At 40.1% G+C, this 25,948-nt stretch carries 21 protein-coding genes, 10 tRNA genes, 3 rRNA genes and 1 pseudogene; 33 read left to right on the top strand and 2 right to left on the bottom strand.

The annotated features are described in order from the left end of the window. Position 1: 1 nt before the first annotated feature. The 31 genes and pseudogenes from ANG_RS03170 to ANG_RS03315 all read left to right on the top strand — a co-directional run bounded on the left by ANG_RS03170 (position 2) and on the right by ANG_RS03315 (position 20,881). The gene (locus ANG_RS03170) at positions 2-640 is read left to right on the top strand and encodes a nicotinate-nucleotide adenylyltransferase (RefSeq protein WP_003035578.1); all 639 of its coding nucleotides are present in this window, start codon (positions 2-4) and stop codon (positions 638-640) included. Further along, positions 630-1,226, top strand: a complete 597-nt coding sequence (gene yqeK, locus ANG_RS03175) for a bis(5'-nucleosyl)-tetraphosphatase (symmetrical) YqeK (RefSeq protein WP_003035490.1) — start codon at positions 630-632, stop codon at positions 1,224-1,226. The genes ANG_RS03170 and yqeK overlap by 11 nt, the downstream gene beginning before the upstream one ends. Beyond that, positions 1,223-1,735 carry a cysteine hydrolase family protein gene (locus ANG_RS03180; RefSeq protein ID WP_003035540.1) on the top strand — a complete coding sequence of 171 codons (513 nt, stop codon included), beginning with the start codon at positions 1,223-1,225 and terminating at the stop codon, positions 1,733-1,735. Before yqeK ends, ANG_RS03180 begins: the two co-directional genes overlap by 4 nt. Further along, positions 1,736-2,101, top strand: a complete 366-nt coding sequence (gene rsfS, locus ANG_RS03185; RefSeq protein WP_003035447.1) for a ribosome silencing factor — start codon at positions 1,736-1,738, stop codon at positions 2,099-2,101. It abuts the gene before it with no gap. Positions 2,102-2,169: 68 nt separating this feature from the next. Next, positions 2,170-2,904, top strand: a complete 735-nt coding sequence (locus ANG_RS03190; protein WP_003035486.1) for a class I SAM-dependent DNA methyltransferase — start codon at positions 2,170-2,172, stop codon at positions 2,902-2,904. 156 nt (positions 2,905-3,060) lie between these two features. After that, positions 3,061-4,053, top strand: coding sequence for a hypothetical protein (locus ANG_RS03195; protein ID WP_020999781.1), 993 nt, complete (start codon positions 3,061-3,063; stop codon positions 4,051-4,053). Positions 4,054-4,264: 211 nt separating this feature from the next. Continuing rightward, positions 4,265-5,125 carry a hypothetical protein gene (locus tag ANG_RS03200; RefSeq protein WP_003035585.1) on the top strand — a complete coding sequence of 287 codons (861 nt, stop codon included), beginning with the start codon at positions 4,265-4,267 and terminating at the stop codon, positions 5,123-5,125. Continuing rightward, the gene (locus ANG_RS03205) at positions 5,112-5,576 is read left to right on the top strand and encodes a hypothetical protein (RefSeq protein WP_126467531.1); all 465 of its coding nucleotides are present in this window, start codon (positions 5,112-5,114) and stop codon (positions 5,574-5,576) included. Before ANG_RS03200 ends, ANG_RS03205 begins: the two co-directional genes overlap by 14 nt. An 18-nt stretch (positions 5,577-5,594) precedes the next feature. Continuing rightward, positions 5,595-6,686 (top strand): nucleotidyltransferase, encoded by a 1,092-nt coding sequence (locus ANG_RS03210; protein WP_003035566.1) that lies wholly within the window; start codon positions 5,595-5,597, stop codon positions 6,684-6,686. Between the two features lie 114 nt (positions 6,687-6,800). After that, positions 6,801-7,517 carry a YebC/PmpR family DNA-binding transcriptional regulator gene (locus tag ANG_RS03215; protein WP_003026093.1) on the top strand — a complete coding sequence of 239 codons (717 nt, stop codon included), beginning with the start codon at positions 6,801-6,803 and terminating at the stop codon, positions 7,515-7,517. A 512-nt stretch (positions 7,518-8,029) separates the two neighbouring features. After that, positions 8,030-8,431, top strand: coding sequence for a helix-turn-helix domain-containing protein (locus ANG_RS03220; protein WP_003035580.1), 402 nt, complete (start codon positions 8,030-8,032; stop codon positions 8,429-8,431). A gap of 151 nt (positions 8,432-8,582) precedes the next feature. Further along, positions 8,583-9,028, top strand: a pseudogene (locus ANG_RS11610) (SulP family inorganic anion transporter); the annotation flags it as partial. Positions 9,029-9,072: 44 nt separating this feature from the next. Beyond that, on the top strand, positions 9,073-9,165 hold the full coding sequence (locus ANG_RS11645; RefSeq protein ID WP_368400214.1) for a hypothetical protein: 93 nt from the start codon (positions 9,073-9,075) through the stop codon (positions 9,163-9,165). A 244-nt stretch (positions 9,166-9,409) separates the two neighbouring features. Then, positions 9,410-10,234 (top strand): amino acid ABC transporter substrate-binding protein, encoded by an 825-nt coding sequence (locus ANG_RS03230; RefSeq protein WP_003035476.1) that lies wholly within the window; start codon positions 9,410-9,412, stop codon positions 10,232-10,234. A 160-nt stretch (positions 10,235-10,394) separates the two neighbouring features. Continuing rightward, positions 10,395-11,246 (top strand): MetQ/NlpA family ABC transporter substrate-binding protein, encoded by an 852-nt coding sequence (locus ANG_RS03235; protein WP_003035554.1) that lies wholly within the window; start codon positions 10,395-10,397, stop codon positions 11,244-11,246. 85 nt (positions 11,247-11,331) lie between these two features. Beyond that, on the top strand, positions 11,332-12,705 hold the full coding sequence (locus tag ANG_RS03240; protein ID WP_003035464.1) for a M20/M25/M40 family metallo-hydrolase: 1,374 nt from the start codon (positions 11,332-11,334) through the stop codon (positions 12,703-12,705). Beyond that, positions 12,698-13,759, top strand: a complete 1,062-nt coding sequence (locus tag ANG_RS03245) for a methionine ABC transporter ATP-binding protein (RefSeq protein WP_003035425.1) — start codon at positions 12,698-12,700, stop codon at positions 13,757-13,759. Before ANG_RS03240 ends, ANG_RS03245 begins: the two co-directional genes overlap by 8 nt. Further along, complete coding sequence (locus ANG_RS03250; RefSeq protein ID WP_025271659.1) at positions 13,760-14,452, top strand: methionine ABC transporter permease; 693 nt, start codon at positions 13,760-13,762, stop codon at positions 14,450-14,452. A 393-nt stretch (positions 14,453-14,845) separates the two neighbouring features. Next, positions 14,846-16,401, top strand: a 16S ribosomal RNA gene (locus tag ANG_RS03255). 184 nt (positions 16,402-16,585) lie between these two features. After that, positions 16,586-16,658 (top strand) — tRNA-Ala (locus tag ANG_RS03260). Positions 16,659-16,921: 263 nt separating this feature from the next. Beyond that, positions 16,922-19,823 (top strand): 23S ribosomal RNA (locus ANG_RS03265). A gap of 87 nt (positions 19,824-19,910) precedes the next feature. After that, positions 19,911-20,026, top strand: a 5S ribosomal RNA gene (rrf, locus tag ANG_RS03270). The 16S, 23S and 5S rRNA genes sit together here with 10 tRNA genes alongside, the layout of an rRNA operon. 30 nt (positions 20,027-20,056) lie before the next feature. After that, positions 20,057-20,129: transfer RNA gene (locus ANG_RS03275), tRNA-Val, on the top strand. Positions 20,130-20,154: 25 nt separating this feature from the next. Next, a tRNA-Asp gene (locus ANG_RS03280) sits at positions 20,155-20,227 on the top strand. A 27-nt stretch (positions 20,228-20,254) separates the two neighbouring features. Beyond that, a tRNA-Lys gene (locus tag ANG_RS03285) sits at positions 20,255-20,327 on the top strand. A gap of 9 nt (positions 20,328-20,336) precedes the next feature. Then, positions 20,337-20,418, top strand: a tRNA-Leu gene (locus tag ANG_RS03290). 10 nt (positions 20,419-20,428) lie between these two features. Further along, positions 20,429-20,501: transfer RNA gene (locus tag ANG_RS03295), tRNA-Thr, on the top strand. Between the two features lie 19 nt (positions 20,502-20,520). After that, a tRNA-Gly gene (locus ANG_RS03300) sits at positions 20,521-20,592 on the top strand. Between the two features lie 7 nt (positions 20,593-20,599). After that, positions 20,600-20,685: transfer RNA gene (locus tag ANG_RS03305), tRNA-Leu, on the top strand. A gap of 9 nt (positions 20,686-20,694) precedes the next feature. Then, a tRNA-Arg gene (locus tag ANG_RS03310) sits at positions 20,695-20,768 on the top strand. A gap of 39 nt (positions 20,769-20,807) precedes the next feature. Further along, positions 20,808-20,881 (top strand) — tRNA-Pro (locus ANG_RS03315). A gap of 387 nt (positions 20,882-21,268) precedes the next feature. Here the strand turns inward: ANG_RS03315 and ANG_RS03320 are convergent. Continuing rightward, positions 21,269-21,829, bottom strand: coding sequence for a methyltransferase family protein (locus ANG_RS03320; protein WP_003038836.1), 561 nt, complete (start codon positions 21,827-21,829; stop codon positions 21,269-21,271). Positions 21,830-22,785: 956 nt separating this feature from the next. On the opposite strand from ANG_RS03320, the gene ANG_RS03325 reads away from it, so the two are divergent. Together ANG_RS03325 and ANG_RS03330 are read left to right on the top strand one after the other, a co-directional pair. Further along, on the top strand, positions 22,786-23,634 hold the full coding sequence (locus ANG_RS03325) for an SAM hydrolase/SAM-dependent halogenase family protein (protein WP_003038830.1): 849 nt from the start codon (positions 22,786-22,788) through the stop codon (positions 23,632-23,634). Between the two features lie 18 nt (positions 23,635-23,652). Next, positions 23,653-24,198, top strand: a complete 546-nt coding sequence (locus tag ANG_RS03330) for an ECF-type riboflavin transporter substrate-binding protein (RefSeq protein ID WP_003032164.1) — start codon at positions 23,653-23,655, stop codon at positions 24,196-24,198. A gap of 139 nt (positions 24,199-24,337) precedes the next feature. On the opposite strand, the gene ANG_RS10870 is transcribed toward ANG_RS03330, so the two are convergent. Then, positions 24,338-25,689, bottom strand: a protein-coding gene (locus ANG_RS10870) for an IS3 family transposase (RefSeq protein ID WP_148290573.1) whose coding sequence is annotated in 2 segments (ribosomal slippage) — positions 24,338-25,227 and positions 25,227-25,689 — 1,353 coding nt in all. Because the reading frame shifts where the segments join, the coding sequence is not laid out codon by codon here. Between the last annotated feature and the right edge of the window lie 259 nt (positions 25,690-25,948).

Consider the following 25,948-nt stretch of genomic DNA (forward strand, 5'->3'; position numbering starts at 1 on the left):
TATGGCAATTGAATTACTGACTCCTTTCACCAAGGTGAAGTTGGAACCAGAAGTAAAAGCAAAAAAAAGAAAGCAAGTTGGGATTTTAGGTGGAAATTTCAATCCAGTTCACAATGCCCATTTGGTCGTAGCTGATCAAGTTCGTCAGCAATTATGTTTAGATCAGGTCTTGCTGATGCCTGAGTATGAGCCACCACATGTTGATAAAAAATCAACGATTGATGAGAAGCACCGACTGAAAATGCTGGAGTTGGCAATTGAAGGCATTGAAGGTCTGGGAATTGAAACCATTGAGCTGGAGAGAAAAGGGATTAGTTACACCTATGATACGATGAAATTTTTGACGGAAAAACATCCAGATACAGATTATTATTTCATCATCGGAGCGGATATGGTAGATTACCTTCCCAAGTGGCATCGGATTGACGAATTAGTCGATTTGGTTCAATTTGTTGGGGTTCAGCGCCCCCGCTATAAAGCAGGAACATCTTATCCAGTTATCTGGGTAGATGTGCCGTTGATGGATATTTCTTCGAGTATGGTTCGAGCTTTTCTGGCTCAAGGTCGGACGCCGAATTTTCTCCTACCCAAGCCAGTTTTAGACTATATTGAGAAAGAAGGGCTTTACAATGGGATATGAAACTTATGTGGGAATTTCTCGTGAGCAACTTTTAGTCAAAATGCAGCAGCTTTTACCAGAGAAACGTTTTAAACATTGTCTGGGAGTGGAACAAGCAGCGATTGACTTGGCAGAGCGCTTCGGAGTAGATGTAGAAAAAGCTGGTTTGGCAGGTCTGCTCCATGATTATGCGAAAAAGCTCTCTGACGAAGAATTTCTGGCGCTGATTGATAAGTATGCTCTGAATCCAGCGTTGAAAGATTGGGGAAATAATGTCTGGCATGGCATGGTCGGCATTTATAAAATTCAGGAAGATTTAGGGTTGACAGATCCAGAAATTTTACGAGCTATTGAGATTCATACTGTAGGTTCTGCTCAGATGTCGGATTTGGACAAGGTCGTTTATGTTGCGGATTATATCGAGCCTAATCGGAACTTTCCAGGAGTGGAGCGGGCGCGTGAAATTGCTCACGTTTCGCTCAATCAAGCTGTGGCTTATGAAACGGCACATACAGTGGAACACTTGGCACACAAGGGCTTGCCTATCTTCCCACAAACTATTGAGACTTATAATGCGTATGTTGGCTTTATGAAAGATGATAAATGAAAACAGCTCTGTTAGTGATTGATATTCAAACAGCCTTGATAGAGGCTAAACTGTATGCTGTTGATAACTGCTTGTCTGTCTGGCAAAAAGCAATCGCCACTTGTCGTGAGAAAAACATTGAGGTGATTTACGTCCGCCACAATGACGACGAATTACTGACAGGAAGCCATGGCTGGGAAATTTACGGAGCTATTGCTCCAGAAGCTGACGAGAAAATCTTTGATAAGCATTATAATAGTGCTTTTAAAGAAACTCATTTACAGACTTATCTGGATAGCCAAGCTATTGAGCGGCTGATTATCATTGGCATGGCAACGAATTATTGCATTGATACGACTGTTAAGGTGGCGTTTGAATTTGGCTATAATTTGGCAGTTGTTAAAAATGGCACGACCACCTTTGCTGAAAGAGAAATTACAGCAGAACAATTAATGCAGCACTATGAAAACACTTGGAATGGACGTTTTGCCCAAGTGGCGGACTTAGAAGAAATTTTAAAAGAGGATTAAATGGATAAAAAAGAATTACTAGAATTGGTTGTCAAGGCAGCTGATGAAAAACGAGCAGAAGACATTACTGTGCTAGATTTGCAAGGATTGACGACGATGACAGACTATTTTGTCATTGCCAGCTCTATGAATAGCCGTCAACTAGAAGCGATTGCTGATAATATTCGTGAAAAAGTCACAGAAGCAGGGCAATCAGCTAGCCATGTAGAAGGAGACTCTGCTGGAGGCTGGGTGCTTTTGGATCTAGGCGAGGTGGTTGTTCATATTTTTTCTGAGGAAATGCGGAATCACTACAACCTTGAAAAACTTTGGCATGAAGCAACAGGTGTTGATGTTGCTGCTTTGTTGGAAACAAATAAAGGGTAAGGCTGGGGAAATTCCTCGGCCTTTCAATGACTAGAAAGGACAAGTGCCGTTTCGGTGCGATTTAATGTATGACAACTTATGAAACCTTCGCATCAGTCTATGATGCTATTATGGATGATAATCTTTATGATAAATGGACCGATTTTTCGCTCCGCCATTTTCCAAAAAATAAGAAAAAGCTCTTAGAATTAGCTTGTGGAACAGGAATTCAATCCGTACGCTTTGCCAAAGCTGGCTTTGATGTGGCAGGACTTGATTTGAGTGACGAGATGCTTGAAATCGCTCGTAAACGTGCCAAAGAAGCAGGTGAAGCCATGGAATTCAAACAGGGGAACATGCTTGATTTATCGCATGCTGGGAAATACGACTTGGTGACTTGTTACTCTGATTCAATTTGCTACATGGCCGATGAAGTTGAAGTCGGTGATGTCTTTCAGCAAGTTTACAACTGCTTGAATGAAGGTGGCGTTTTCATTTTTGATGTGCACTCAACTTACCAAACTGATACCGTTTTTCCTGGTTATTCTTACCATGAAAATGCTGATGAATTTGCCATGGTTTGGGATACATACGCCGATGAGGCGCCCCATTCAGTTGTGCATGAGTTGACCTTCTTCTTGCAAGACGAAGACGGGCGCTTCACACGTTACGACGAAGTCCACGAAGAACGCACGTACGAAATTCTGACCTATGATATTTTACTAGAACAAGCTGGATTTAAAACTGTTAAGGTCTATGCAGATTTTGAAGACCAAGCACCAATAGAAACAAGCAAGCGTTGGTTCTTTGTGTGTGAGAAGTAGGGGGAAAGAAAGCTTCTCGAAAATGGTGGGCTTTTTCTTTTGTGGTTAGTTTGCTGTGGTATAATAGAAGTATTAAGTTGAAGTAGGTATTCTCTGAATTAATTTCTATAATTATTAGCGAATTGTTGGTTGTGCACGAGTGAAAGGAATCTAGCGATGCAAGAATTAAGAATAGATAGACACGAAGCTCAATATAGATACTATATTAATAGTCTCTTAGAGTTAGACCCAACTGATAAGGAGGTTAAACTGATTTATGATATCAAATTTTTAACTCCTTTTGTAGGAGCACTAGTTGCATCCTTTTTGAATAGCCAAGAGTATCATGTGATAAGTGAAATTAATGATGAGGGAAAGCAATCAGCTAGTTATGCGAAGAATAATAATTTCTTCCATTTTGCTGAAAGTGACAAAAACATTGATAATAGAAACAAGGATTTTTCAGGTTCTTTCACTCCTATTATGAAGACACCATTGGATACTTATTATCGAGCTGAGGATAATATAGTTGAAAATGTCTCTAAAAAAATTTCTAATGTATTATCTGCTGGTAATGATAAGGTATATAGAATTTTAGAGTATATTATTTCTGAATTATTCAGAAATATTCCGGAACATTCCCAATGTCTTGAGGGGTGGCACTGCTCACAGCATTGGGTACATGATGATTATATTGAAGCCGAGATTGCTTTAATTGATTATGGAAGAGGTTTTCGAGAAAGTTTAAACTCTACAAGTAAATTTCAAGTATTAGACGATGTTGAAGCGATACGACTAGCTTTAGAACCTGGTATAACTGCTGGTATCGTAGATAAGTCACATCTACGCGAAGGTGAAAAAACGGAATACCTTAATTCAGGTTATGGGCTATATGCTATTACAGAACTCTGTAAAGTTTTAAAAGGTCAATATGTTATTGTGTCCAGGGGGGCTATAGCAACTAAAAATGGTATTGAATATTTACGGGGAAATCTAGTCTTTCCAGGTACAGCTATTAAAATTAAATTAAGAATTCCCAATAAACTTAGCTATGATACTTTCAATTCAATATTACAAGGAATTATAAAAAAAGGTCAACATAGCTCTAAGTCAATAAAGGGAGCAATAAATATTGCTTCACCTAAGTCGAGAAGCATGGGAAATTATTAATTGATAATATTGCTTCTTTTATGCGGATACATTTATATATATACTAAGGTATATGGATACTTTTTCAGTTTTTGGTACCCTGAGCGCTTTACTTAAGCAACAAAATTATTTTAGAATTGATGATATTGATATCTTTGACGGAAAAGTAGTAATTTTAGCCATTTTTTGAATTAATAAAAGAATCTTGTATGAATTTGTAAAGGAATGTTTTATGGTTAGTACCAAAGAGTTAAAATGTTATTTTTATCAATTAAATTCAAATTTTGAAATTAGACAAAAGATAAATAGCTATTTTTCAAAGTTAGCAAATCAAAAAAAAATTAAAACAGAAACAATTTCTGATTTTAGCTACTATATCAAACATGATATTGTCAAAAAGGAGGAATACGTCTTATTTACAATCGCTAAAGTTGATACTCTTGAGGAAGTTAAATTAGATGATGTTGAAACTCAGGAAAGAAGTATTATTGATAAAGAAGAGACACAAGGATTAGCTAAAGATGCTCAATTTCTTTATAATTTTAAATCTGGAATATTAGTGCAGAAACGAGGTCAAGGACAAATAAATATAAAAGATTTTCAAATATTTATTTCTCAAAAACTTAATATTGACGATAGTGCATTCAAATTTTCACTTATTAAAGATGAAAATGGTTTAAAAAAACTTGATAGTCTTAATCAAATTCACGACTTTGTTTTAAATGTTTCGATTCCAAAACAATTATCTCTTTTTGCAGATGATGTTGACGGCATCAATTCTGGTATAGAGTTAGCTAAAAAAATGCAAGGAGACAGTGTAGATATTGCTATACATGGTGAAAGTTTATGTAAGCGAACTATAATTGATTCTGTTAAATTAGTAGGAGAATATCGTAAAAATCAAAATATGAAAGTAACCTCTCTTTCAATATATGGTGATAATGAAGTTATTGATTTGGTAAAATATAAGTTACAATATTACAAGAAATATTGTATAGATGAATTTTCGACAGAAGATATATATTCTTTTTTAGAAGAAGCATATGCCAATAAAAAAGATTATTTGAATTATTATGAAAATGAAGATAGTTAAAAGAAATATTCTAAAAATTGGTTACATAATAGTAGTTTTCTTTTTATGGAATGCCAAAGTGTATATAACTGATGTAAATAATATAAAAGAAATTTCAGCAGCTTTTCAAGAAATTTTTATTTTCTTGTCAGGATCATTTTTAGCAATAGTTGGTGTAAACTCTTTTTTTCCTGAAAATAGGTTTATTAGGTCTTTGAGACAATTGAATGTAGATTTACATTTACTTAAGAAATTTATTAATTTAACATTTTTTTCCATTGTTTTAGTTTTTTTGCCTTCTTTTTTGTTATTTTTTGATAAAAAAGATAATTCAATTTTAGGAAGAATACTGATAATTTTTGAAATAGTGGTATTTCTAATATTTTGTGTTGAATTAATTAAATTAGCAGTTCAAGTCAGAAAAATATTTAAACAAACGATTGAAGCTGAAATTACTGAAAGAAAAAAATAGTTGTAAAAGGAGCACCACATGACCATCACAGGCATTATCGCAGAATTTAATCCCTTCCACAATGGTCACAAATACTTGCTAGAGCAGGCTAAAGGTTTGAAAATTGTTGCCATGAGTGGCAATTTTGTCCAACGTGGTGAGCCTGCGATTGTGGATAAGTGGACACGCGCGGAAATGGCTCTGCGAAATGGCGCTGATTTGGTGGTTGAATTACCATTTTTGGTGGCTGTTCAGTCAGCTGACTACTTTGCACAAGGAGCAGTAGATATTTTAGAACGCCTTAGTGTGAATAAGTTGACCTTTGGCACGGAAGAGGTCTTAGATTATCAATACTTTTCACAGATTTATGGGGATAATCGACAGAAAATGGTGGACTACATACAAGATTTGCCAGATGATTTGTCTTATCCACAGAAAACGCAGAAAATGTGGGAAAAGTTTGCTGGTGTGAAATTCACAGGCAATACACCCAATCATATTTTAGGGCTTTCTTATGCCAAAGCTTGCGCGAATAAGGCTATCGAGCTTCTCCCAATCAAACGTCAGGGAGCTGGTTATCATTCACAAGAAGAAAATTTAAAATACGCCTCTGCTACGGCTCTTAGAGAGCGTCTTAATTGTCCAGATTTTTTGGAGAAATTTACCCCGGCTCATGAACTGCTGATTCAGTCTCCCAAAGTGACCTGGTCAGCACTCTATCCTTTGCTGCGTTACCAGATTATCAGTCATCCCGATTTGACGAGTTTTTATCAGGTTAATCAAGAACTTGCGGTGCGCTTGCAGGAAGCAGTGAAAACCAGTTATAGCGTAGAGGAGTTGGTCGAACAAGTCGCAACCAAGCGATATACGAAAGCACGAATCAGACGAATTCTGACTTATATTTTGGTCGGTGCAAGAAATGATCAGTTGCCTAGCGGTATTCATATCTTGGGCTTTACTCAAGCAGGTCGAGAACATCTTAAAAAGATGAAAGGGAAAACAGACTTCATCAGTCGCATCGGTCAAGAACCATGGGATTCCTTAACCCAGCGAGCTGATTGTATTTATCAGCTAGGGAACGCCCAACTAGAGGAGCAGAATTTTGGGAAAATCCCGATAATAGTAGATTGATACAAAATTATTTTATAGAGCTAGACATTGTCAATAATTTGCTAGTGAAATTCAACCTGACTTGTGATATAATAAGAAAGATTGAAAAAGTGAAAATCTAAAGGAGAATATCCAATGGGACGTAAATGGGCCAATATTGTGGCAAAAAAGACTGCCAAAGATGGTGCAAACTCAAAGGTTTATGCTAAATTTGGTGTTGAAATCTATGTAGCAGCTAAAAAAGGAGAGCCAGATCCAGAATCGAACTCAGCTTTGAAATTTGTTATTGAACGTGCGAAACAAGCGCAAGTGCCAAAGCATGTCATTGACAAAGCACTGGATAAGGCAAAAGGAAACACAGACGAAACCTTTACAGAGGGGCGTTATGAAGGGTTTGGACCAAATGGTTCTATGCTCATCGTTGATACACTAACTTCAAATGTCAACCGTACGGCAGCCAATGTTCGCTCTGCCTTTGGTAAAAACGGTGGAAATATGGGAGCAAGTGGCTCAGTTTCTTATATGTTTGATAATAAAGGTGTGATTGTGTTTGCAGGAGACGATGCAGACAGTGTTTTTGAACAACTGTTAGAAGCAGATGTAGACGTAGATGATGTAGAAGCAGAAGATGGAAGCATTACAGTTTATACAGCACCAACAGACCTGCACAAGGCTTTGACGGCTCTCCGTGAATCTGGTGTAGAAGAATTCCAAGTCACCGAATTGGAAATGATTCCGCAATCTGATGTGACCTTATCAGGTGAAGACTTAGAAACATTTGAAAAATTGTATGCTGTTTTGGAAGATGACGAAGATGTCCAAAAGATTTATACAAATGTAGAAGGATTTTAATAGTGAAGAAAGAGGTGGTAGGACAGAAGTAAATATTTTTAATTTTTACTTCTGTCCTACCACCGCAAGGTTGCTTAGATACTCTTCTGAGCTTAAAAAGCAAATGAAGAGTCCGACAGCTACTGCGTCAAGAGTTTTTTACTAATACAGATTGAGACTGAGATAATTTTGTCCCAGTCTCTTTTTTTGTTACTTACTAATCTCTCAGTGTTTTTTAAGAAATTTAGTTATAAGACCGTATGTATGTTTAGCTAGTATCTTCTTTACTTTGATAGAGTAGACATGGAGTTTGGTAGAAAAGGTGGCTAGCTAATAATATGTAGTTGAAGAGTGAGGTTGGTTTCCAAGACTGCTTGTTGTAGCTTAGTTTATTCTAAAAATTCAAATAAGGAGCGTAAAAAGCAGACAAACCAGTGATAAACTATAAGTTGAGAGAAGTAAACTATTGGTCGATTGAGTTTGTAAGAAAAGGTGCTACAATATAATTAGCAAATGGAGGGAGGAAAAATCTGATGAAAAAACAAACACTAGGTATGATGATTTCATCATTAAGGAAAGCAAAAGGGATGACACAATTAGAACTGGCTGAAAAGATGGGGGTCACTGATAAGGCTGTTTCAAAATGGGAAAGAGATTTATCCTATCCAGATATTAATACCATTCCTAAATTAGCAGACCTGTTTGATACATCGGTAGATGAGCTGATGCAAGGACAGACAGTGATGAAAGAAAACAAGAAAAATAGAAAATCTGATATTGTTGACACCGTGTTGAGAGGACTTGGAGTATCCATGGGGATTGTTGTAGTGGTTTTATCTGCTTTAGGAAAAGTGGACACTAAGGCTGCACTGACAATGCTTGGACTTGGTTTAGCCAGCCTTTCTATTTCCTCACTAAAGGATAGAAACGAATGAGAATAATTGTTAAAGGCGTTGGTGAAATAACTATCGCCTTTTCTGGTAAGTTTTCATATTCAGGTCATCTAGAGATTTTACATGGGGTTATATTACAATGGTAATAAGATTCTCGCAAGTGTCTGGGAACAGGGAAAAAGAGGAGGGGAAAATGGACGCTTTTAAGCATATCAATCCTAAGTTTTTAGTATGGTAAAGAATTATTCGGGTGCACAATTTGTCAAAGACCTTGTAGCTAGATTATCGTGGCAATTATTGCCTTACCATTGTCAATTGCTTTAGCGATTGCTTCGAGGGTCAATCCAGAGCAAGATGTTTATACAGCTGTTGTAGTTGGTTTTTTCATTCCCTTTTTTAGGTGGGAGTCGTGTTCAGATTGGTGAGCCAACAGCCGCTTTGGTTGTTATCATTTATGGAATTATTGCGCAGTATGGTCTATCTGGTCTGACAGTGGCTACTTTCTTAGCTAGCCTTATGCTCATTGGCATAGGTTTGTTGCATTTTGGTGATCTGATTAAATTTATTTCAAAGACCATCACTGTTGGATTTACCCTTGGAATCATCGTTGGACAAATCAAGGACTTCTTTTGTCTGAACAAGGTAAAAATGTCTTAATTCTTCGTATGCGCAGTGTGTCTGCAATGGATATTTCGGGGTTGGATGCTCTTGAAGAGATCCTTGGCAAATGTCAACGAACAACCTTACCATATCATGGAAAAAGCAAGCTTTATTGATAGAGTTGGTGCAGACAACTTTTGTGCTAATATTGATGTCGCTTTAACGCGCGCAGCTAGTTTAGAAAAGTAATTGAGTTTTCCACTATTCGTCAAATGTATCAATGTTTGGTAAAAATCTGATTTCGCTTAGCGTTCCTTGATAAAGAAAAACTATCACTTTGATAAAAATCAAATAATAGTCAAGAAGGAAAATATTTGATATGATAAGACTTATCTTAATGAAAGAGGTTATTATAGGAATATGAAAAAAGTGTTGAAATATTCTTCTTTAGCAGCCCTTGGTTTTTTGACAATAGGAGCTTTAGCAGCGTGCTCCAATTCAAAATCAACGACTTCATCTGGAAAAACAGAAATTAAAGTCGCAACGAATGCTTCACCCAAACCATTTAACTATGAAGAAAATGGTAAATTAACAGGTTATGAAATCGAAGTAGTTCGTGCAATCTTCAAAGATTCTGACAAATACAAGGTAAAATTTGAAACAACAGAGTGGTCAGGTATTTTCGCAGGTCTGGATAGTGATCGCTACCAAATGGCGGTCAACAATATCAGCTATACAAAAGAACGTGCAAGAAAGTATTTGTATGCAGCTCCAACTGCTAAAAATCCAAACGTTTTAGTGATAAAAAAATCTGATAAAAGCATTCAATCGCTGGATGATATTGGTGGCAAGACAACAGAAGTTGTACAAGGGACAACGACTGCAGCACAATTAGAAAAATACAATCAAGAACATGTTAGCAATCCAACGAAAATTAGCTATACAAAAGCAGATTTTCAACAGATTATGAGTCATTTAAACGACGGTAAGTTTGATTATAAGATTTTTGATAAAATTGGTGTTGAAACAGTCATTAAAAATCAAAAACTGGACAACTTGAAAGTGATTGATTTACCAAGTGATCAACAACCTTATGTTTATCCGCTTTTAGCAAAAGGACAAGATGAGTTGAAAACATTTGTTAATAAGCGCATTCAAGAGTTGTATAAAGACGGAACTTTGGAAAAATTATCCCAAAAATTCTTTGGCGGTAGTTACTTGCCAGCGGAAGCAGATGTGAAATAAGAGAATGTAAAGCCAGCTAGTTTCAAAGTTTCAGCTGGTTTTCTTACACAAAGGGTATAGTTATAGTTTATAACTATACCCTTTGTTATGAAATAACAATTTGTCAATCAGGTAAATATGTGCGATACTATTTTCATAAGATTTTTAAAGGAGACAGAAAATGAAATTGAAAAAATGGTTTGGAATAACGGCTCTAGCAGCTGCAGCAGTGATTGGCTTAGCAGCTTGTGGTTCAGGAAATAAAAGTGATAACGCCAAAACGGTTAAGATTGGTGTGATGACAAAGAGCGACTCAGAAGAAAAACGCTGGGACAAGATCCAAGAATTGTTGAAAAAAGACAATATTAAATTGGAATTTACAGAATTTACGGACTACTCGCAACCAAATAAAGCGGTTGCTGATGGTGCAGTGGATATCAATGCTTTCCAACATTACTATTTCTTGAACAATTGGAACAAGGAAAACAAGCAAGACTTAGTCGCAGCTGCTGAAACTTATATCTCACCCATTCGTCTCTACTCTGGTACCAAAAATGGAAAAAATAAATATACAAAAGTAGACCAAATTCCAAATGGTGCAGAAATTGCGGTTCCAAATGATGCGACAAATGAAAGTCGGGCGCTTAATTTATTACAATCTGCAGGATTGATTAAATTAGACAAGTCTGGAAATGAATTGGCAACTGTGGCAAATATCAAAGAAAATCCGAAAAAATTGAAAATTACAGAATTGGATGCTAGTCAAACAGCTCGCTCATTGACTTCAGTAGATGCAGCCGTTGTAAACAATACATTTGTAACAGAAGCAAAATTGGACTATAAAAAAGCCTTGTTCATTGAACCGAAAGATAAAAATTCAAAACAATGGTTTAACATCATTGCAGCTAAAAAAGATTGGGAAAAATCTCCAAAAGCAGATGCCATTAAGAAACTCATTAAAGCTTATCATTCAGATGAAGTGAAAAAAGTGGTTGAAGAAACATCAGATGGTTTAGACCAACCGGTTTGGTAATCTTTATTTCATTAGCTGTATTTCAGTCTAAAAACTCAGTTGGAATTACCGACTGAGTTTTGTCGCCATTCTATAAGGAGAAAATATGACATTTTCAAGTGAAGAAGAGCAAATTAAAAAATTTGAACAAGATATAGTAACACAAGAATATATCGCCATTTTACGAACTTTGATTGCTAAAAAATCAATCTTCGCTCAACAAGTCGGTTTACAAGAAGTGGCTGCTTATCTAAAAGAAATCTTTACAAGAGCTGGTGCGGAGGTGGAATTAGATGATAGCTATACAGCGCCATTTGTGATAGCGAAGTTTAAAAGTTCAAACCCTACAGCTAAGACAATTATTTTTTATAATCACTACGACACGGTTCCGGCAGATAGCGATCAGATTTGGACAGATGACCCATTTACCTTATCTATTCGAGACGGTGGCATGTATGGTCGCGGAGTAGATGATGACAAAGGACATATTATCGCGCGTTTGACGGCTATGCAAAAATATTTACAAAAGCATAAAACGTTACCTGTCAATGTCATTTTTATGATGGAAGGAGCAGAAGAGTCTGCTTCTGTTGATTTAGAAAAATACCTAGCCAAACACAAGGTGCTTCTGCAAGGGGCAGATCTTCTCGTTTGGGAACAAGGAATTAAAAATTCTTTGGGTCAACTAGAAATTTCTGGTGGGAACAAGGGAATTGTGACCTTTGATATGAAGGTCAAAAGTGCGGAAGTGGATATTCATTCTAGCTTTGGTGGTGTGATTGATTCGGCTTCTTGGTACTTGTTGAACGCCCTTGCTAGCTTGAGAGATAAGGATGGATGTATTCAGGTAGAAGGGCTTTATGATCAAGTAATCACACCTAATCAACGAGAGTTAGCTTTAGTGGAACAATACGCTCAGCGCAGTCCAGAAGAAGTAGAAACTATTTATGGTTTGGAATTACCTTTATTACAAGAAGAGAAAAAATCTTTTTTAAATCGAATTTTCTTTGAACCATCTTTGAACATTGAAGGAATTACTTCTGGTTACCAAGGTCAAGGAGTGAAGACGATTCTTCCGTCAGAAGCTTCGGCAAAAGTAGAGGTTCGCTTAGTGCCAGGACTGGAACCACATGGAGTATTGGAACTGATTCGCAAACAACTCGACAAAAATGGTTTTGATAAGGTAGAATTAGTTTATACTTTGGGAGAAATGAGCTATCGTAGTGATATGAGTGCGTTGCCGATTTTAAATGTCATTGAATTAGCTAAGAAATTCTATCAAAAAGGAGTTTCTGTCTTACCAACCACAGCAGGTACAGGACCGATGCACACGGTATTTGAAGCACTTGAGGTACCAATGGTCGCCTTTGGACTTGGAAATGCGAATAGTCGAGACCATGGCGGTGATGAGAATGTACGCATTTCAGATTATTACACCCATATTGAATTAGTAGAGGAGCTGATTGTAAGTTATGAGTAAAGAAATGATTCAATTCGAGCATATTGACGTAACTTTTCAACAAAAGAAACGTCAGATTCAAGCAGTTAAAGATGTGACACTTCATATTCAAGAAGGAGATATTTATGGAATTGTTGGCTATTCTGGAGCTGGGAAATCAACCTTGGTGCGTGTGATTAACCTTTTGCAGGTACCCACAAGTGGAAAAATTATTGTAGATGGGGATGTTCTTTTTGACAAGAAAGTAACCTTAACAGCCGAACAGCTGCGCCGCAAACGTCAAGACATCGGCATGATTTTTCAACATTTTAATCTGATGAGTCAATTAACAGCAGAAGAAAATGTCGCTTTTGCATTGAAACATTCTGGCTTATCAAAAGAAGAAAAGAAAGAAAAAGTGCGTACACTGTTGGAGTTGGTCGGCTTAGCCGATCGTGCTGAAAATTATCCTTCTCAGCTTTCTGGAGGGCAAAAACAGCGGGTTGCAATCGCGCGTGCCTTGGCAAATGACCCCAAAATCTTGATTTCTGATGAATCAACCTCTGCCTTAGATCCAAAAACAACTAAACAAATTTTAGCTCTTTTACAAGATTTAAATCAAAAGCTAGGATTAACAATTGTTTTAATCACCCATGAAATGCAAATTGTTAAAGACATTGCCAACCGTGTCGCAGTTATGCAGGACGGTCAATTGATTGAAGAAGGTTCTGTCTTGGATATTTTCTCTAATCCTCAGCAAGACTTAACCAAAGACTTCATCTCGACTGCAACAGGAATTGATGAAGCTATGGGCAAGATTGAGCAACAAGAAATTGTCAAACATTTGGCGAAAAATAGTCTCTTGGCGCAAATGAAGTACGCAGGAACCTCTACAGATGAACCTTTGCTGAATGAAATTTACAAACATCATCAAGTTACTGCCAATATACTTTATGGGAACATTGAAATTTTAGGTGGAACGCCTGTCGGGGAACTGGTCGTTGTTTTATCTGGTGAAAAGGAAAATCTAGCAGCAGCTAAAACAGCTATTCGTGAAGCTGGTGTTCAATTGACAGTATTGAAGGGAGAAGCATAGATGGAAAATTTTATTCAAACATACTTGCCGAATGTTTATCGAATGGGTTGGAGCGGTCAAGCTGGCTGGGGAACGGCTATTTACTTGACATTGTATATGACAGTCATTTCTTTTATTATTGGCGGATTGTTAGGCTTAATTGCAGGGCTTTTTCTTGTTTTGACTGCTCCAGGTGGTGTCTTGGAAAATAAAATAGTTTTTTGGATTTTAGACAAAATCACGTCTATCTTCCGCGCCATCCCATTTATTCTTTTGTTAGCTGTGCTTTCACCTTTTTCGCACTTGATTGTGGGGACTAGTATTGGACCGAACGCAGCCATTGTACCTCTTTCTTTTGCAGTATTTGCTTTCTTTGCTCGCCAAGTTCAAGTTGTACTCGCTGAGTTAGACGGCGGTGTTATCGAAGCTGCTCAGGCAAGCGGAGCGACTTTCGGTGACCTAGTTGGTGCCTATCTGCGTGAAGGTTTGCCAGATTTGATTCGTGTGACAACAGTCACTCTTATTTCTCTCGTTGGCGAGACTGCAATGGCTGGTGCTGTCGGTGCTGGAGGAATCGGGAATGTTGCGATTGCTTATGGCTTCAATCGCTATAATAACGATGTAACTATTTTAGCAACGGTTATTATCATTGTACTTATCTTTGCTATTCAGTTTGCTGGTGATTTTTTGACTAGAAAATTAAGCCATAAATAAGATAGCTGAGATGATTGTTAGAGATAAACAATAAATATATAGAAAAATGATATAAAAGTTCTATGATAATAGGTCATAGAATTTTTAGTTTATACATATTTTATCTTTCGTATGACTAGCGCAAGTATTTAGCAGTTTACAGGAGATAAGAAAGAGGAGGAAGGAAAAATTGAAAGAAAAAGGTTAAGAAAATAAAAAAAGATGAAAAAAGGTATTGACAAGAAGAGGAGGAGGTGATATACTAAGATAGTTGTCGCTTGAGGGGCGACAAAGACCTTTGAAAACTGAACAAGACGAACCAATGTGCAGGCGACTGTTTAAGAAGACAGTCCGTCAAACATTAAGAAGAAACAATAAATCTGTCAGTGACAGAAATGAGTGAGAGCTCAAACTTTATATGAGAGTTTGATCCTGGCTCAGGACGAACGCTGGCGGCGTGCCTAATACATGCAAGTAGGACGCACAGTTTATACCGTAGCTTGCTACACCATAGACTGTGAGTTGCGAACGGGTGAGTAACGCGTAGGTAACCTGCCTATTAGAGGGGGATAACTATTGGAAACGATAGCTAATACCGCATAACAGTATGTAACACATGTTAGATGCTTAAAAGATGCAATTGCATCGCTAGTAGATGGACCTGCGTTGTATTAGCTAGTAGGTAGGGTAAAGGCCTACCTAGGCAACGATACATAGCCGACCTGAGAGGGTGATCGGCCACACTGGGACTGAGACACGGCCCAGACTCCTACGGGAGGCAGCAGTAGGGAATCTTCGGCAATGGGGGGAACCCTGACCGAGCAACGCCGCGTGAGTGAAGAAGGTTTTCGGATCGTAAAGCTCTGTTGTTAAGGAAGAACGAGTGTGAGAATGGAAAGTTCATGCTGTGACGGTACTTAACCAGAAAGGGACGGCTAACTACGTGCCAGCAGCCGCGGTAATACGTAGGTCCCGAGCGTTGTCCGGATTTATTGGGCGTAAAGCGAGCGCAGGCGGTTAGAAAAGTCTGAAGTGAAAGGCAGTGGCTCAACCATTGTAGGCTTTGGAAACTGTTTAACTTGAGTGCAGAAGGGGAGAGTGGAATTCCATGTGTAGCGGTGAAATGCGTAGATATATGGAGGAACACCGGTGGCGAAAGCGGCTCTCTGGTCTGTAACTGACGCTGAGGCTCGAAAGCGTGGGGAGCGAACAGGATTAGATACCCTGGTAGTCCACGCCGTAAACGATGAGTGCTAGGTGTTAGGTCCTTTCCGGGACTTAGTGCCGCAGCTAACGCATTAAGCACTCCGCCTGGGGAGTACGACCGCAAGGTTGAAACTCAAAGGAATTGACGGGGGCCCGCACAAGCGGTGGAGCATGTGGTTTAATTCGAAGCAACGCGAAGAACCTTACCAGGTCTTGACATCCCGATGCTATTTCTAGAGATAGGAAGTTTCTTCGGAACATCGGTGACAGGTGGTGCATGGTTGTCGTCAGCTCGTGTCGTGAGATGTTGGGTTAAGTCCCGCAACGAGCGCAACCCTTATTGTTAGTTGCCATCATTGAGTTGGGCACTCTAGCGAGACTGCCGGTAATAAACCGGAGGAAGGTGGGGATGACGTCAAATCATCATGCCCCTTATGACCTGGGCTACACACGTGCTACAATGGCTGGTACAACGAGTCGCAAGCCGGTGACGGCAAGCTAATCTCTGAAAGCCAGTCTCAGTTCGGATTGTAGGCTGCAACTCGCCTACATGAAGTCGGAATCGCTAGTAATCGCGGATCAGCACGCCGCGGTGAATACGTTCCCGGGCCTTGTACACACCGCCCGTCACACCACGAGAGTTTGTAACACCCGAAGTCGGTGAGGTAACCGTAAGGAGCCAGCCGCCTAAGGTGGGATAGATGATTGGGGTGAAGTCGTAACAAGGTAGCCGTATCGGAAGGTGCGGCTGGATCACCTCCTTTCTAAGGAAAACGGAAGCCATTGAGTTTGTCTTGTTTAGTTTTGAGAGGTCTTGTGGGGCCTTAGCTCAGCTAAGGAGAACGCCAGTTCGCCTTTGTCGAAGCGTTAGCGCACGACAGGGACCAGCGGTAACTTAACAATAGAGTATCGCGAAAAAATAAAATAGAGTACAACTATGTATTGTACGGGGCCTTAGCTCAGCTGGGAGAGCGCCTGCTTTGCACGCAGGAGGTCAGCGGTTCGATCCCGCTAGGCTCCATTAGGATAGAATCCTACTGAACTTAATAAAGAAGTGAAGTTGAATACGAGACTAACTTCTTAGGAAAAAAGATAAACTTCCTTGTGTTCATGGAACACAGCGTCAGTTTCCTATTTTTCTACAGAAGTTTTCGCAAGCGAACCGTCTCTGAATATCCTAAATTTAGCACATTGAAAATTGAATAACGATATCAAATAGTAACAAGAAAATAAACCGAAACGCTGTGAATATTAATGAGTATATGACTGAGAGGTCAAAAATAAGGTTAAGTTAGTAAGGGCGCACGGTGGATGCCTTGGCACTAGGAGCCGAAGAAGGACGTGACAAACGACGAAATGCCTTGGGGAGCTGTAAGTAAGCGTAGATCCAGGGATGTCCGAATGGGGGAACCCAACAGGTAGATGCCTGTTACCCGTATCTGTTAAGGATATGAGGAGGAAGACGCAGTGAACTGAAACATCTAAGTAGCTGCAGGAAGAGAAAGCAAAAGCGATTGCCTGAGTAGCGGCGAGCGAAAGGGCAAGAGGGCAAACCGAGAAGTTTACTTCTCGGGGTTGTAGGACTGCGATGTGGACTTAAAGATTATAGAAGAAGACCTTGGGAAGGGTTGCCAGAGAGAGTAAGAGCCTCGTATTTTAAATAATCTTTATACCTAGCAGGATCCTGAGTACGGCGGGACACGAGGAATCCCGTCGGAAGCTGGGAGGACCATCTCCCAACCCTAAATACTCCCTAGTGACCGATAGTGAACCAGTACCGTGAGGGAAAGGTGAAAAGCACCCCGGGAGGGGAGTGAAAGAGAACCTGAAACCGTGTGCCTACAACAAGTTCGAGCCCGTTAATGGGTGAGAGCGTGCCTTTTGTAGAATGAACCGGCGAGTTACGTTATGATGCGAGGTTAAGTTGAAGAGACGGAGCCGTAGGGAAACCGAGTCTGAAGAGGGCGCCATAGTATCATGATGTAGACCCGAAACCATGTGACCTACCCATGAGCAGGTTGAAGGTGAGGTAAAACTCACTGGAGGACCGCACCAGGGCACGTTGAAAAGTGCTTGGATGACTTGTGGGTAGCGGAGAAATTCCAAACGAACTTGGAGATAGCTGGTTCTCTCCGAAATAGCTTTAGGGCTAGCGTCGACAGAAAGATTCTTGGAGGTAGAGCACTGTTTGGGTGAGGGGTCCATCCCGGATTACCAATCTCAGATAAACTCCGAATGCCAATGAATTATGGTCGGCAGTCAGACTGCGAGTGCTAAGATCCGTAGTCGAAAGGGAAACAGCCCAGACCACCAGCTAAGGTCCCAAAATAATTGTTAAGTGGAAAAGGATGTGGGGTTGCACAGACAACTAGGATGTTAGCTTAGAAGCAGCTATTCATTCAAAGAGTGCGTAATAGCTCACTAGTCGAGTGACCCTGCGCCGAAAATGTACCGGGGCTAAAACAATTTACCGAAGCTGTGGATCCTTTAGGGGATGGTAGGAGAGCGTTCTATGTGTGGTGAAGGTGTACCGTGAGGAGCGCTGGAACGCATAGAAGTGAGAATGCCGGTATGAGTAGCGCAAGACAGGTGAGAATCCTGTCCACCGTAAGACTAAGGTTTCCAGGGGAAGGCTCGTCCGCCCTGGGTTAGTCGGGACCTAAGGAGAGACCGAAAGGTGTATCCGATGGCCAACAGGTAGAGATTCCTGTACTAGAGTATAGAGTGAAGGAGGGACGCAGTAGGCTAACTCAAGCGTGCGAATGGAAGAGCATGTCTAAGCAGTGAGGTGTGATAGGAGTCAAATGCTTCTATCTGTAACATTGAGCTGTGATGGGGAGCGAAGTTTAGTAGCGAAGTGAGTGATGTCACACTGCCAAGAAAAGCTTCTAGCGTTAATTTATACTCTACCCGTACCGCAAACCGACACAGGTAGTCGAGGCGAGTAGCCTCAGGTGATCGAGAGAACTCTCGTTAAGGAACTCGGCAAAATGACCCCGTAACTTCGGGAGAAGGGGTGCTGGCTTAAAGTCAGCCGCAGTGAATAGGCCCAAGCAACTGTTTATCAAAAACACAGCTCTCTGCTAAATCGTAAGATGATGTATAGGGGGTGACGCCTGCCCGGTGCTGGAAGGTTAAGAGGAGTGCTTAGACGTAAGTCGAAGGTATGAATTGAAGCCCCAGTAAACGGCGGCCGTAACTATAACGGTCCTAAGGTAGCGAAATTCCTTGTCGGGTAAGTTCCGACCCGCACGAAAGGCGTAATGATTTGGGCACTGTCTCAACGAGAGACTCGGTGAAATTTTAGTACCTGTGAAGATGCAGGTTACCCGCGACAGGACGGAAAGACCCCATGGAGCTTTACTGCAGTTTGATATTGAGTGTCTGTGCCACATGTACAGGATAGGTAGGAGCCAAAGAGATCGGGACGCCAGTTTCGATGGAGGCGATGTTGGGATACTACCCTTGTGTTATGGCCACTCTAACCCGGATAGGTGATCCCTATCGGAGACAGTGTCTGACGGGCAGTTTGACTGGGGCGGTCGCCTCCTAAAAGGTAACGGAGGCGCCCAAAGGTTCCCTCAGATTGGTTGGAAATCAATCGCAGAGTGTAAAGGTATAAGGGAGCTTGACTGCGAGAGCAACAACTCGAGCAGGGACGAAAGTCGGGCTTAGTGATCCGGTGGTTCCGTATGGAAGGGCCATCGCTCAACGGATAAAAGCTACCCTGGGGATAACAGGCTTATCTCCCCCAAGAGTTCACATCGACGGGGAGGTTTGGCACCTCGATGTCGGCTCGTCGCATCCTGGGGCTGTAGTCGGTCCCAAGGGTTGGGCTGTTCGCCCATTAAAGCGGCACGCGAGCTGGGTTCAGAACGTCGTGAGACAGTTCGGTCCCTATCCGTCGCGGGCGAAGGAAATTTGAGAGGATCTGCTCCTAGTACGAGAGGACCAGAGTGGACTTACCGCTGGTGTACCAGTTGTTCTGCCAAGAGCATCGCTGGGTAGCTATGTAGGGAAGGGATAAACGCTGAAAGCATCTAAGTGTGAAACCCACCTCAAGATGAGATTTCCCATAACGTTATGTTAGTAAGAGCCCTGAGAGAAGATCAGGTAGATAGGTTAGGAGTGGAAGTTGTGTGAGCAATGGAGCGGACTAATACTAATAGCTCGAGGACTTATCCGAGAAATAAATTCATTGAGAAGCAGCGCAAGGTTTAGCCTGTAGCATTTGAGGCGTTATTCAATTTTGAGTGTGTTAGATACTCAGCAGTTAAGTGACGATAGCCTAGGAGATACACCTGTACCCATGCCGAACACAGAAGTTAAGCCCTAGAACGCCGGAAGTAGTTGGGGGTTGCCCCCTGTGAGATATGGTAGTCGCTTAGCAAGGATAGGAAGTAGAGATACTTCCTTTTTGGGAGTTTAGCTCAGCTGGGAGAGCATCTGCCTTACAAGCAGAGGGTCAGCGGTTCGATCCCGTTAACTCCCATTTCTTTAAGCGGAAAAGCTTAATAGGTCCCGTAGTGTAGCGGTTATCACGTCGCCCTGTCACGGCGAAGATCGCGGGTTCGATTCCCGTCGGGACCGTTTTAGTGTATAGAGATACATTAGAGAGACTCGTTAGCTCAGTTGGTAGAGCATTTGACTTTTAATCAAAGGGTCACTGGTTCGAGCCCAGTACGGGTCATAGTCACAGGCGGGTGTGGCGGAATTGGCAGACGCACCAGATTTAGGATCTGGCGCTTAACGGCGTGGGGGTTCAAGTCCCTTCACCCGCATAGGAGATAAGCCGGCTTAGCTCAGTTGGTAGAGCATCTGATTTGTAATCAGAGGGTCGCGTGTTCAAGTCATGTAGCCGGCATTAAAGGAAAGAAGCGAATGCGAACGTAGTTCAGTGGTAGAACATCACCTTGCCAAGGTGGGGGTCGCGGGTTCGAACCCCGTCGTTCGCTTGAGGAAGCCGGGGTGGCGGAACTGGCAGACGCACAGGACTTAAAATCCTGCGATTGGAAACAATCGTACCGGTTCGATTCCGGTCCTCGGCATAGGAAAGAGCACCTTTAGCTCAACTGGATAGAGTACCTGACTACGAATCAGGCGGTTAGAGGTTCGACTCCTCTAGGGTGCATAGAGATGAAGTCTGAAGGCTTCGGTTTTTCTGTCTATACGGGAAGTAGCTCAGCTTGGTAGAGTACTTGGTTTGGGACCAAGGTGTCGCAGGTTCGAATCCTGTCTTCCCGATTAATTGATTGATGTATGTTTTAAATAAATATTAGTTTTTAGTATCTGGTGGGATTCGTCTCTCCTTTTTTCTTTTTTCATCGATATTAATTGTGTAGCGGGTTAGTCTAATTTAATATCAAGAGAGGATATCTTCGTTCTCTTTTTTCATATATCCAAAACAGTGAAGGTTTTATATCCCCTCTAAAGGGATTGTTATTTCTAGTGAAAGTTGGAAGATGGATTAAATCTGTCTTAAATTGGAATTCATTGCTCTTCCAATGAAGAACTTAGTCGTGTTTTTCTATTAAAATCATATACAAAAAGCTCTATAGTATCTCCGAAGTAGGGTTACCTTACTAGAGATATTATGGAGCCTTTCTTTGTTTTAAAAGTCTGAATTATTATTTACCAAATAAATGGGAAAAGACGATATCTAACCTTTTGGCAGTAGTCCTTATAGGTTTCTCCAAAATGCTGATTGAGAACCCTTTCTTCTGTTCGAATACGGATAGCGTAGGCAATGCTCAAAATAATAAGAGTAATGAGAATACTTAAGATATTTAATGTTACAAAAGATAAGCCTAAAATGGAAAGAATGCTTCCAGTATAAGCAGGGTTGCGAACGAGACTATAGGGTCCACTGCTAATTAATTTTTGAGTATCAGTGGTCTGAACATTTAGTGTAAATGCTTTGCCAAGATAATGAATAGCATATAATCTAAAAATAATACCGAAAATCATCAGAAAAATACCTAGGTAAATCCCCCATTCAGGAAGTAGGTAAGGTTTAATAGGATTATTCAGCATGGCTATGGATAACACAACACTGGCAATAATAATGTATCTTGTCCCCTGATCCTTAGAATGATTTGAGGTGTTTTTGCTGGTCTTGTTTTTAATAAAAAGTTCTGTTAACCCCCATAGAACGAGTAAACAATAAATGATGGTGCTTTGATAGTGAAACATTATAAACCTCTTTTCGTTATTTCAGCTCTAACCAAGAGTCCTATAAAAGACATCAATCTCATATTTAGTTAGAAGTGATTTTCTGAGAAATGAACTGATATATATCATCTTGAGGTGGCTAAAAGAACTTTCACAGAAAATAAAAATGGCCACTCAATTGGTTGTTAGACAATTCTAGGTTTACCTCCGTAGTGTCAGCTAAAATAATTAGTTCATTTGTGGGTGATATTCAAGTGAGAAGAATGTAGACGATTTTTAAATGACTCATTTACATTATTACCGCCAAACCTCATTACTTGCAATATCCACTTGCATAATAGTTGGATTCCAAATGAGATGACAATTATCGAAAGGTTACAATGTTAACGTAGTACATTTTAGCCAAAACTATTATTTTTCAATGGTAATGCTATGACAACAAGAATTTCTGAAAATAAGTCTTTCTTTACCGTAGTGCCAAGTATTTGTTGCCATTTTTGAAACGAATTCATTAGTATATCAATAAAAAGTATAAATTGAATCTGTTGCTGTTATGATAGTTTTCTGTTTATTTACCAATTAGAAATTTAAAAACCTATCATTTCAGAGGAGTATTGATATTCCCTACAATCTTTAATGAAAATGTGGCCTATAATTGAGGTGGATTTGAGGTATTCGGGGACAACAGTTAAAGTATCAATTGCAAATGCTCTTGCGGCACAATATGTATGTAGGTGAGACAGCAATCATTGGAATACATGCCCATAAAACAGAACGTTGAATCTAATTCCACTTGCATTGAACGACTTTTAGATAGAGCAGGTAGTGGGTATTGGAGCAAATCAAGCTTGCTTACAATCTCAGAAGCTGTAACTGGTGTCAAGGGAAATATAGATAGATTTATTGATGTGGTCAAAAATAGATATAGATAAGAAATTTAATTTATGTTATGATATAAGTGTAATAAAGGAGAGAAAATGCAGAATAACTTACTGGTATTACAGTCAGATTTTGGTTTGGTAGATGGGGCTGTATCGGCAATGGTCGGCGTGGCCTTAGAGGAATCTCCAACGTTAAAAATACATCATTTGACCCATGATATTACACCTTATAATATTTTTGAGGGAAGTTATCGTTTGTTTCAAACGGTGAATTATTGGCCAGAAGGGACAACGTTTGTCTCTGTTGTGGATCCAGGCGTTGGTTCGAAGCGTAAAAGCGTGGTTGCCAAAACTGTGCAAAATCAGTACATAGTCACGCCAAATAATGGGACACTTTCTTTTATCAAGAAACATGTGGGAATTGTTGCAATTCGTGAGATTTCGGAAGTGGAAAATCGACGAAAGAATACGGAACATTCTTACACGTTTCATGGTCGTGATGTTTATGCTTATACTGGTGCGAAGTTAGCAAGCGGACACATTACTTTTGAAGAAGTGGGCCCAGAATTGAGTATAGATGAAATTGTAGAAATTCCTGTTGTGGAAACGACAATTGGGAATGATTTTGTTAGTGGGGCTATTGATATTTTAGATGTTCGTTTTGGTTCGCTATGGACGTCTATTACACGTGAGGAATTTTATACTCTTAGTCCTGAATTTGGTAATCGGTTTGAGGTCACGATTTATAATAACGATATGCTGGTCTATCAGAACCAGGTGACTTATGGGAAATCTTTTGCGGATGTACGGATTGGTCAGCCGATTTTGTATATCAATTCTCTTTATCGTGTTGGTCTGGCGATCAATCAGGGGTCTTTTGCGAAGGCCTATAATGTAGGAGTCGGAGCGCAATGGAGTATTGAAATCAAGCGGATTGAAAAATAAATAATAAAGGAGATTATTATGAAAAATAATTCAATAAGAAGTGTTGTCGCAACGGGTATTGGAGCAGCCCTCTTCGTCGTTATTGGAATGATTAGCATTCCAACTCCTGTGCCAAATACCAGCATTCAATTGCAGTATGCTTTGCAGGCCTTGTTTAGCGTGATTTTTGGTCCGGTTGTTGGATTTTTAACGGGCTTCATCGGGCATGCCTTAAAGGACTCTTTGCAATATGGAAATCCTTGGTGGTCATGGGTGATTGCCAGCGGTTTGTTTGGTTTGATTATTGGGCTGTTTCAGAAAAGAATCCGTGTTACGCAAGGAATTTTTGAAGCAAAAGATATTGTATCGTTCAATGTGATTCAACTGTTGGCCAATGCTGTGGTATGGATTGTCATCGCGCCGCTAGGTGATATTTTGATTTACAATGAGCCTGTAAACAAGGTGTTTGTCCAAGGTGTTGTTGCAACGATTTCTAACGGTTTGACCGTTGCTATTGCAGGGACAGTGCTTTTGCTGGCTTATGCCCGCACGCAAACCAAATCAGGAAGTTTGAAAAAAGATTAGTGACAGGAAGCGGGAGTGAGACGGAGCGAAGGTGTGAAAATGTTTCTTCCTATTCTCACCACTGCGTTGTTGGTTTATTCACAGTATGCTTTGAAGCTGGAGATGTTTGTACTGCCCCCAAAAAGTTAGACAAAAAATATTAGTGAAAGGACTTAGTTCTGTACTGCACAGGACTAAGTCCTTTTAGTTTAGTTTTGCTCCGTTTATTGTTGTAATAAACAATATAAGTTGCAATAGCTTTCTCCAGCTCCTCAAGCGATTGATAACTCTTCTCATAACCGTAGAACATCTCCGATTTGAGGATGCCAAAGAAGGACTCCATCATCCCATTGTCTGGACTATTGCCCTTGCGAGACATAGATGGGACAATTCCTTTCGCTTCTAAGAATTGATGATAAGACTGGTGCTGATACTGCCAGCCTTGGTCACTGTGGAGAATGGTTCCCTTGTAGGTTTCAGCAGGAAAAGCCTTGGCTAACATTGTTCTGACCTGGTTCAAGTCAGGTGAACGTGACAAGGTAAAGGCAATGATTTCACTATTATACCCATCTAAAATAGGAGACAGGTAGAGCTTTCCATTGACGTTTGGTAAGGCAAATTCGGTTACATCTGTATAGCACTTCTCATAAGGCTTAGAAGCTTGAAATTGACGCTGAATGAGATTCTCAGCTTTCTTACCAATCTCCCCCTTGTAAGAAGAATACTTCCGTTGACGACGAATTCGAGCTTGTAGTCCCATCACTTGCATCAATCGCTGAACTTTCTTATGATTAACGTGAAAGCCACGATTTTTCAGTTCAAGATGAATCCGACGATAACCATAGTTTCCCTTGTGCTCATCATAAATCAATTGAATTTCAGCTTTTAACTCTTGATTCTTGTCTGGTTTGTCCAGCTGTTTTAGCTGGTAATAGTAAGTTGCACGAGAGAGTTTAGCTATGGCTAGTAGGAAACTTAATCGGAATCCTCCCTTGACCATCTCTCTAATTGTCTCTGCTTTTCGTGCTGTAAGGTTTTGTCCCTTAAGCGTAACTCCCTCAACTTTTTTAGATAGGCATTCTCCGTTCTAAGACGCTCGTTCTCTTCTTGAAGTCGCTCTAGTTCCGTCATTTCTTCCCAAGTTTTCTTTTTCTTACGTCCCATCTTTGGTGGTCTCCCTCTTTGTTTCTCAACAATAGTATAGCCGTTTTTCTTATATTGTGCCAGCCAATTTGGGAGAGTCCCCCTGTTAGGAAGGGCAAAATCGAGAGAGACTGACAATTGAGAACGCCCTTCAAGAAGAACTTGATGAAGGATTTTTTGCTTTAGTTCAGGAGAATAATAAGTCTTCTTACCTCTCTTGACAATGCCTACTCCATGCCTATCAATCAGCCGAATCAGATATTCGATCCCTGACTGATTGAAGTTAAACTGTTTTGATAATGACTTGAGAGTTGCGCCGCTTTTTCGCAAGTAATAGATTTGAACCTTGTCTTCATAACTTAATTTCATAAAAATAACACCCTAAAAGTTAGAGTTTTCTTGTCTAACTTTTGGGGTGCAGTTCAGTTTGTTCCAGCTTTTTTATTTTTAATTTCAATAAAATATCACACAAAATGTAATTTATATATTGCATTTTATATAATATAGTGTATAATAGTAGTGAAGAAAGAGAGTGGATCATGAAAATCATTCAAAAAGCAAGAGATTTTTATTTTCAGGGGTCTCAGTTTTAGTTGCTTAACCCATGATTTCACTCTGCACGTTACAA

It is taken from the genome of Streptococcus anginosus subsp. whileyi MAS624 (assembly GCF_000478925.1).
Taxonomy (GTDB): domain Bacteria; phylum Bacillota; class Bacilli; order Lactobacillales; family Streptococcaceae; genus Streptococcus; species Streptococcus whileyi.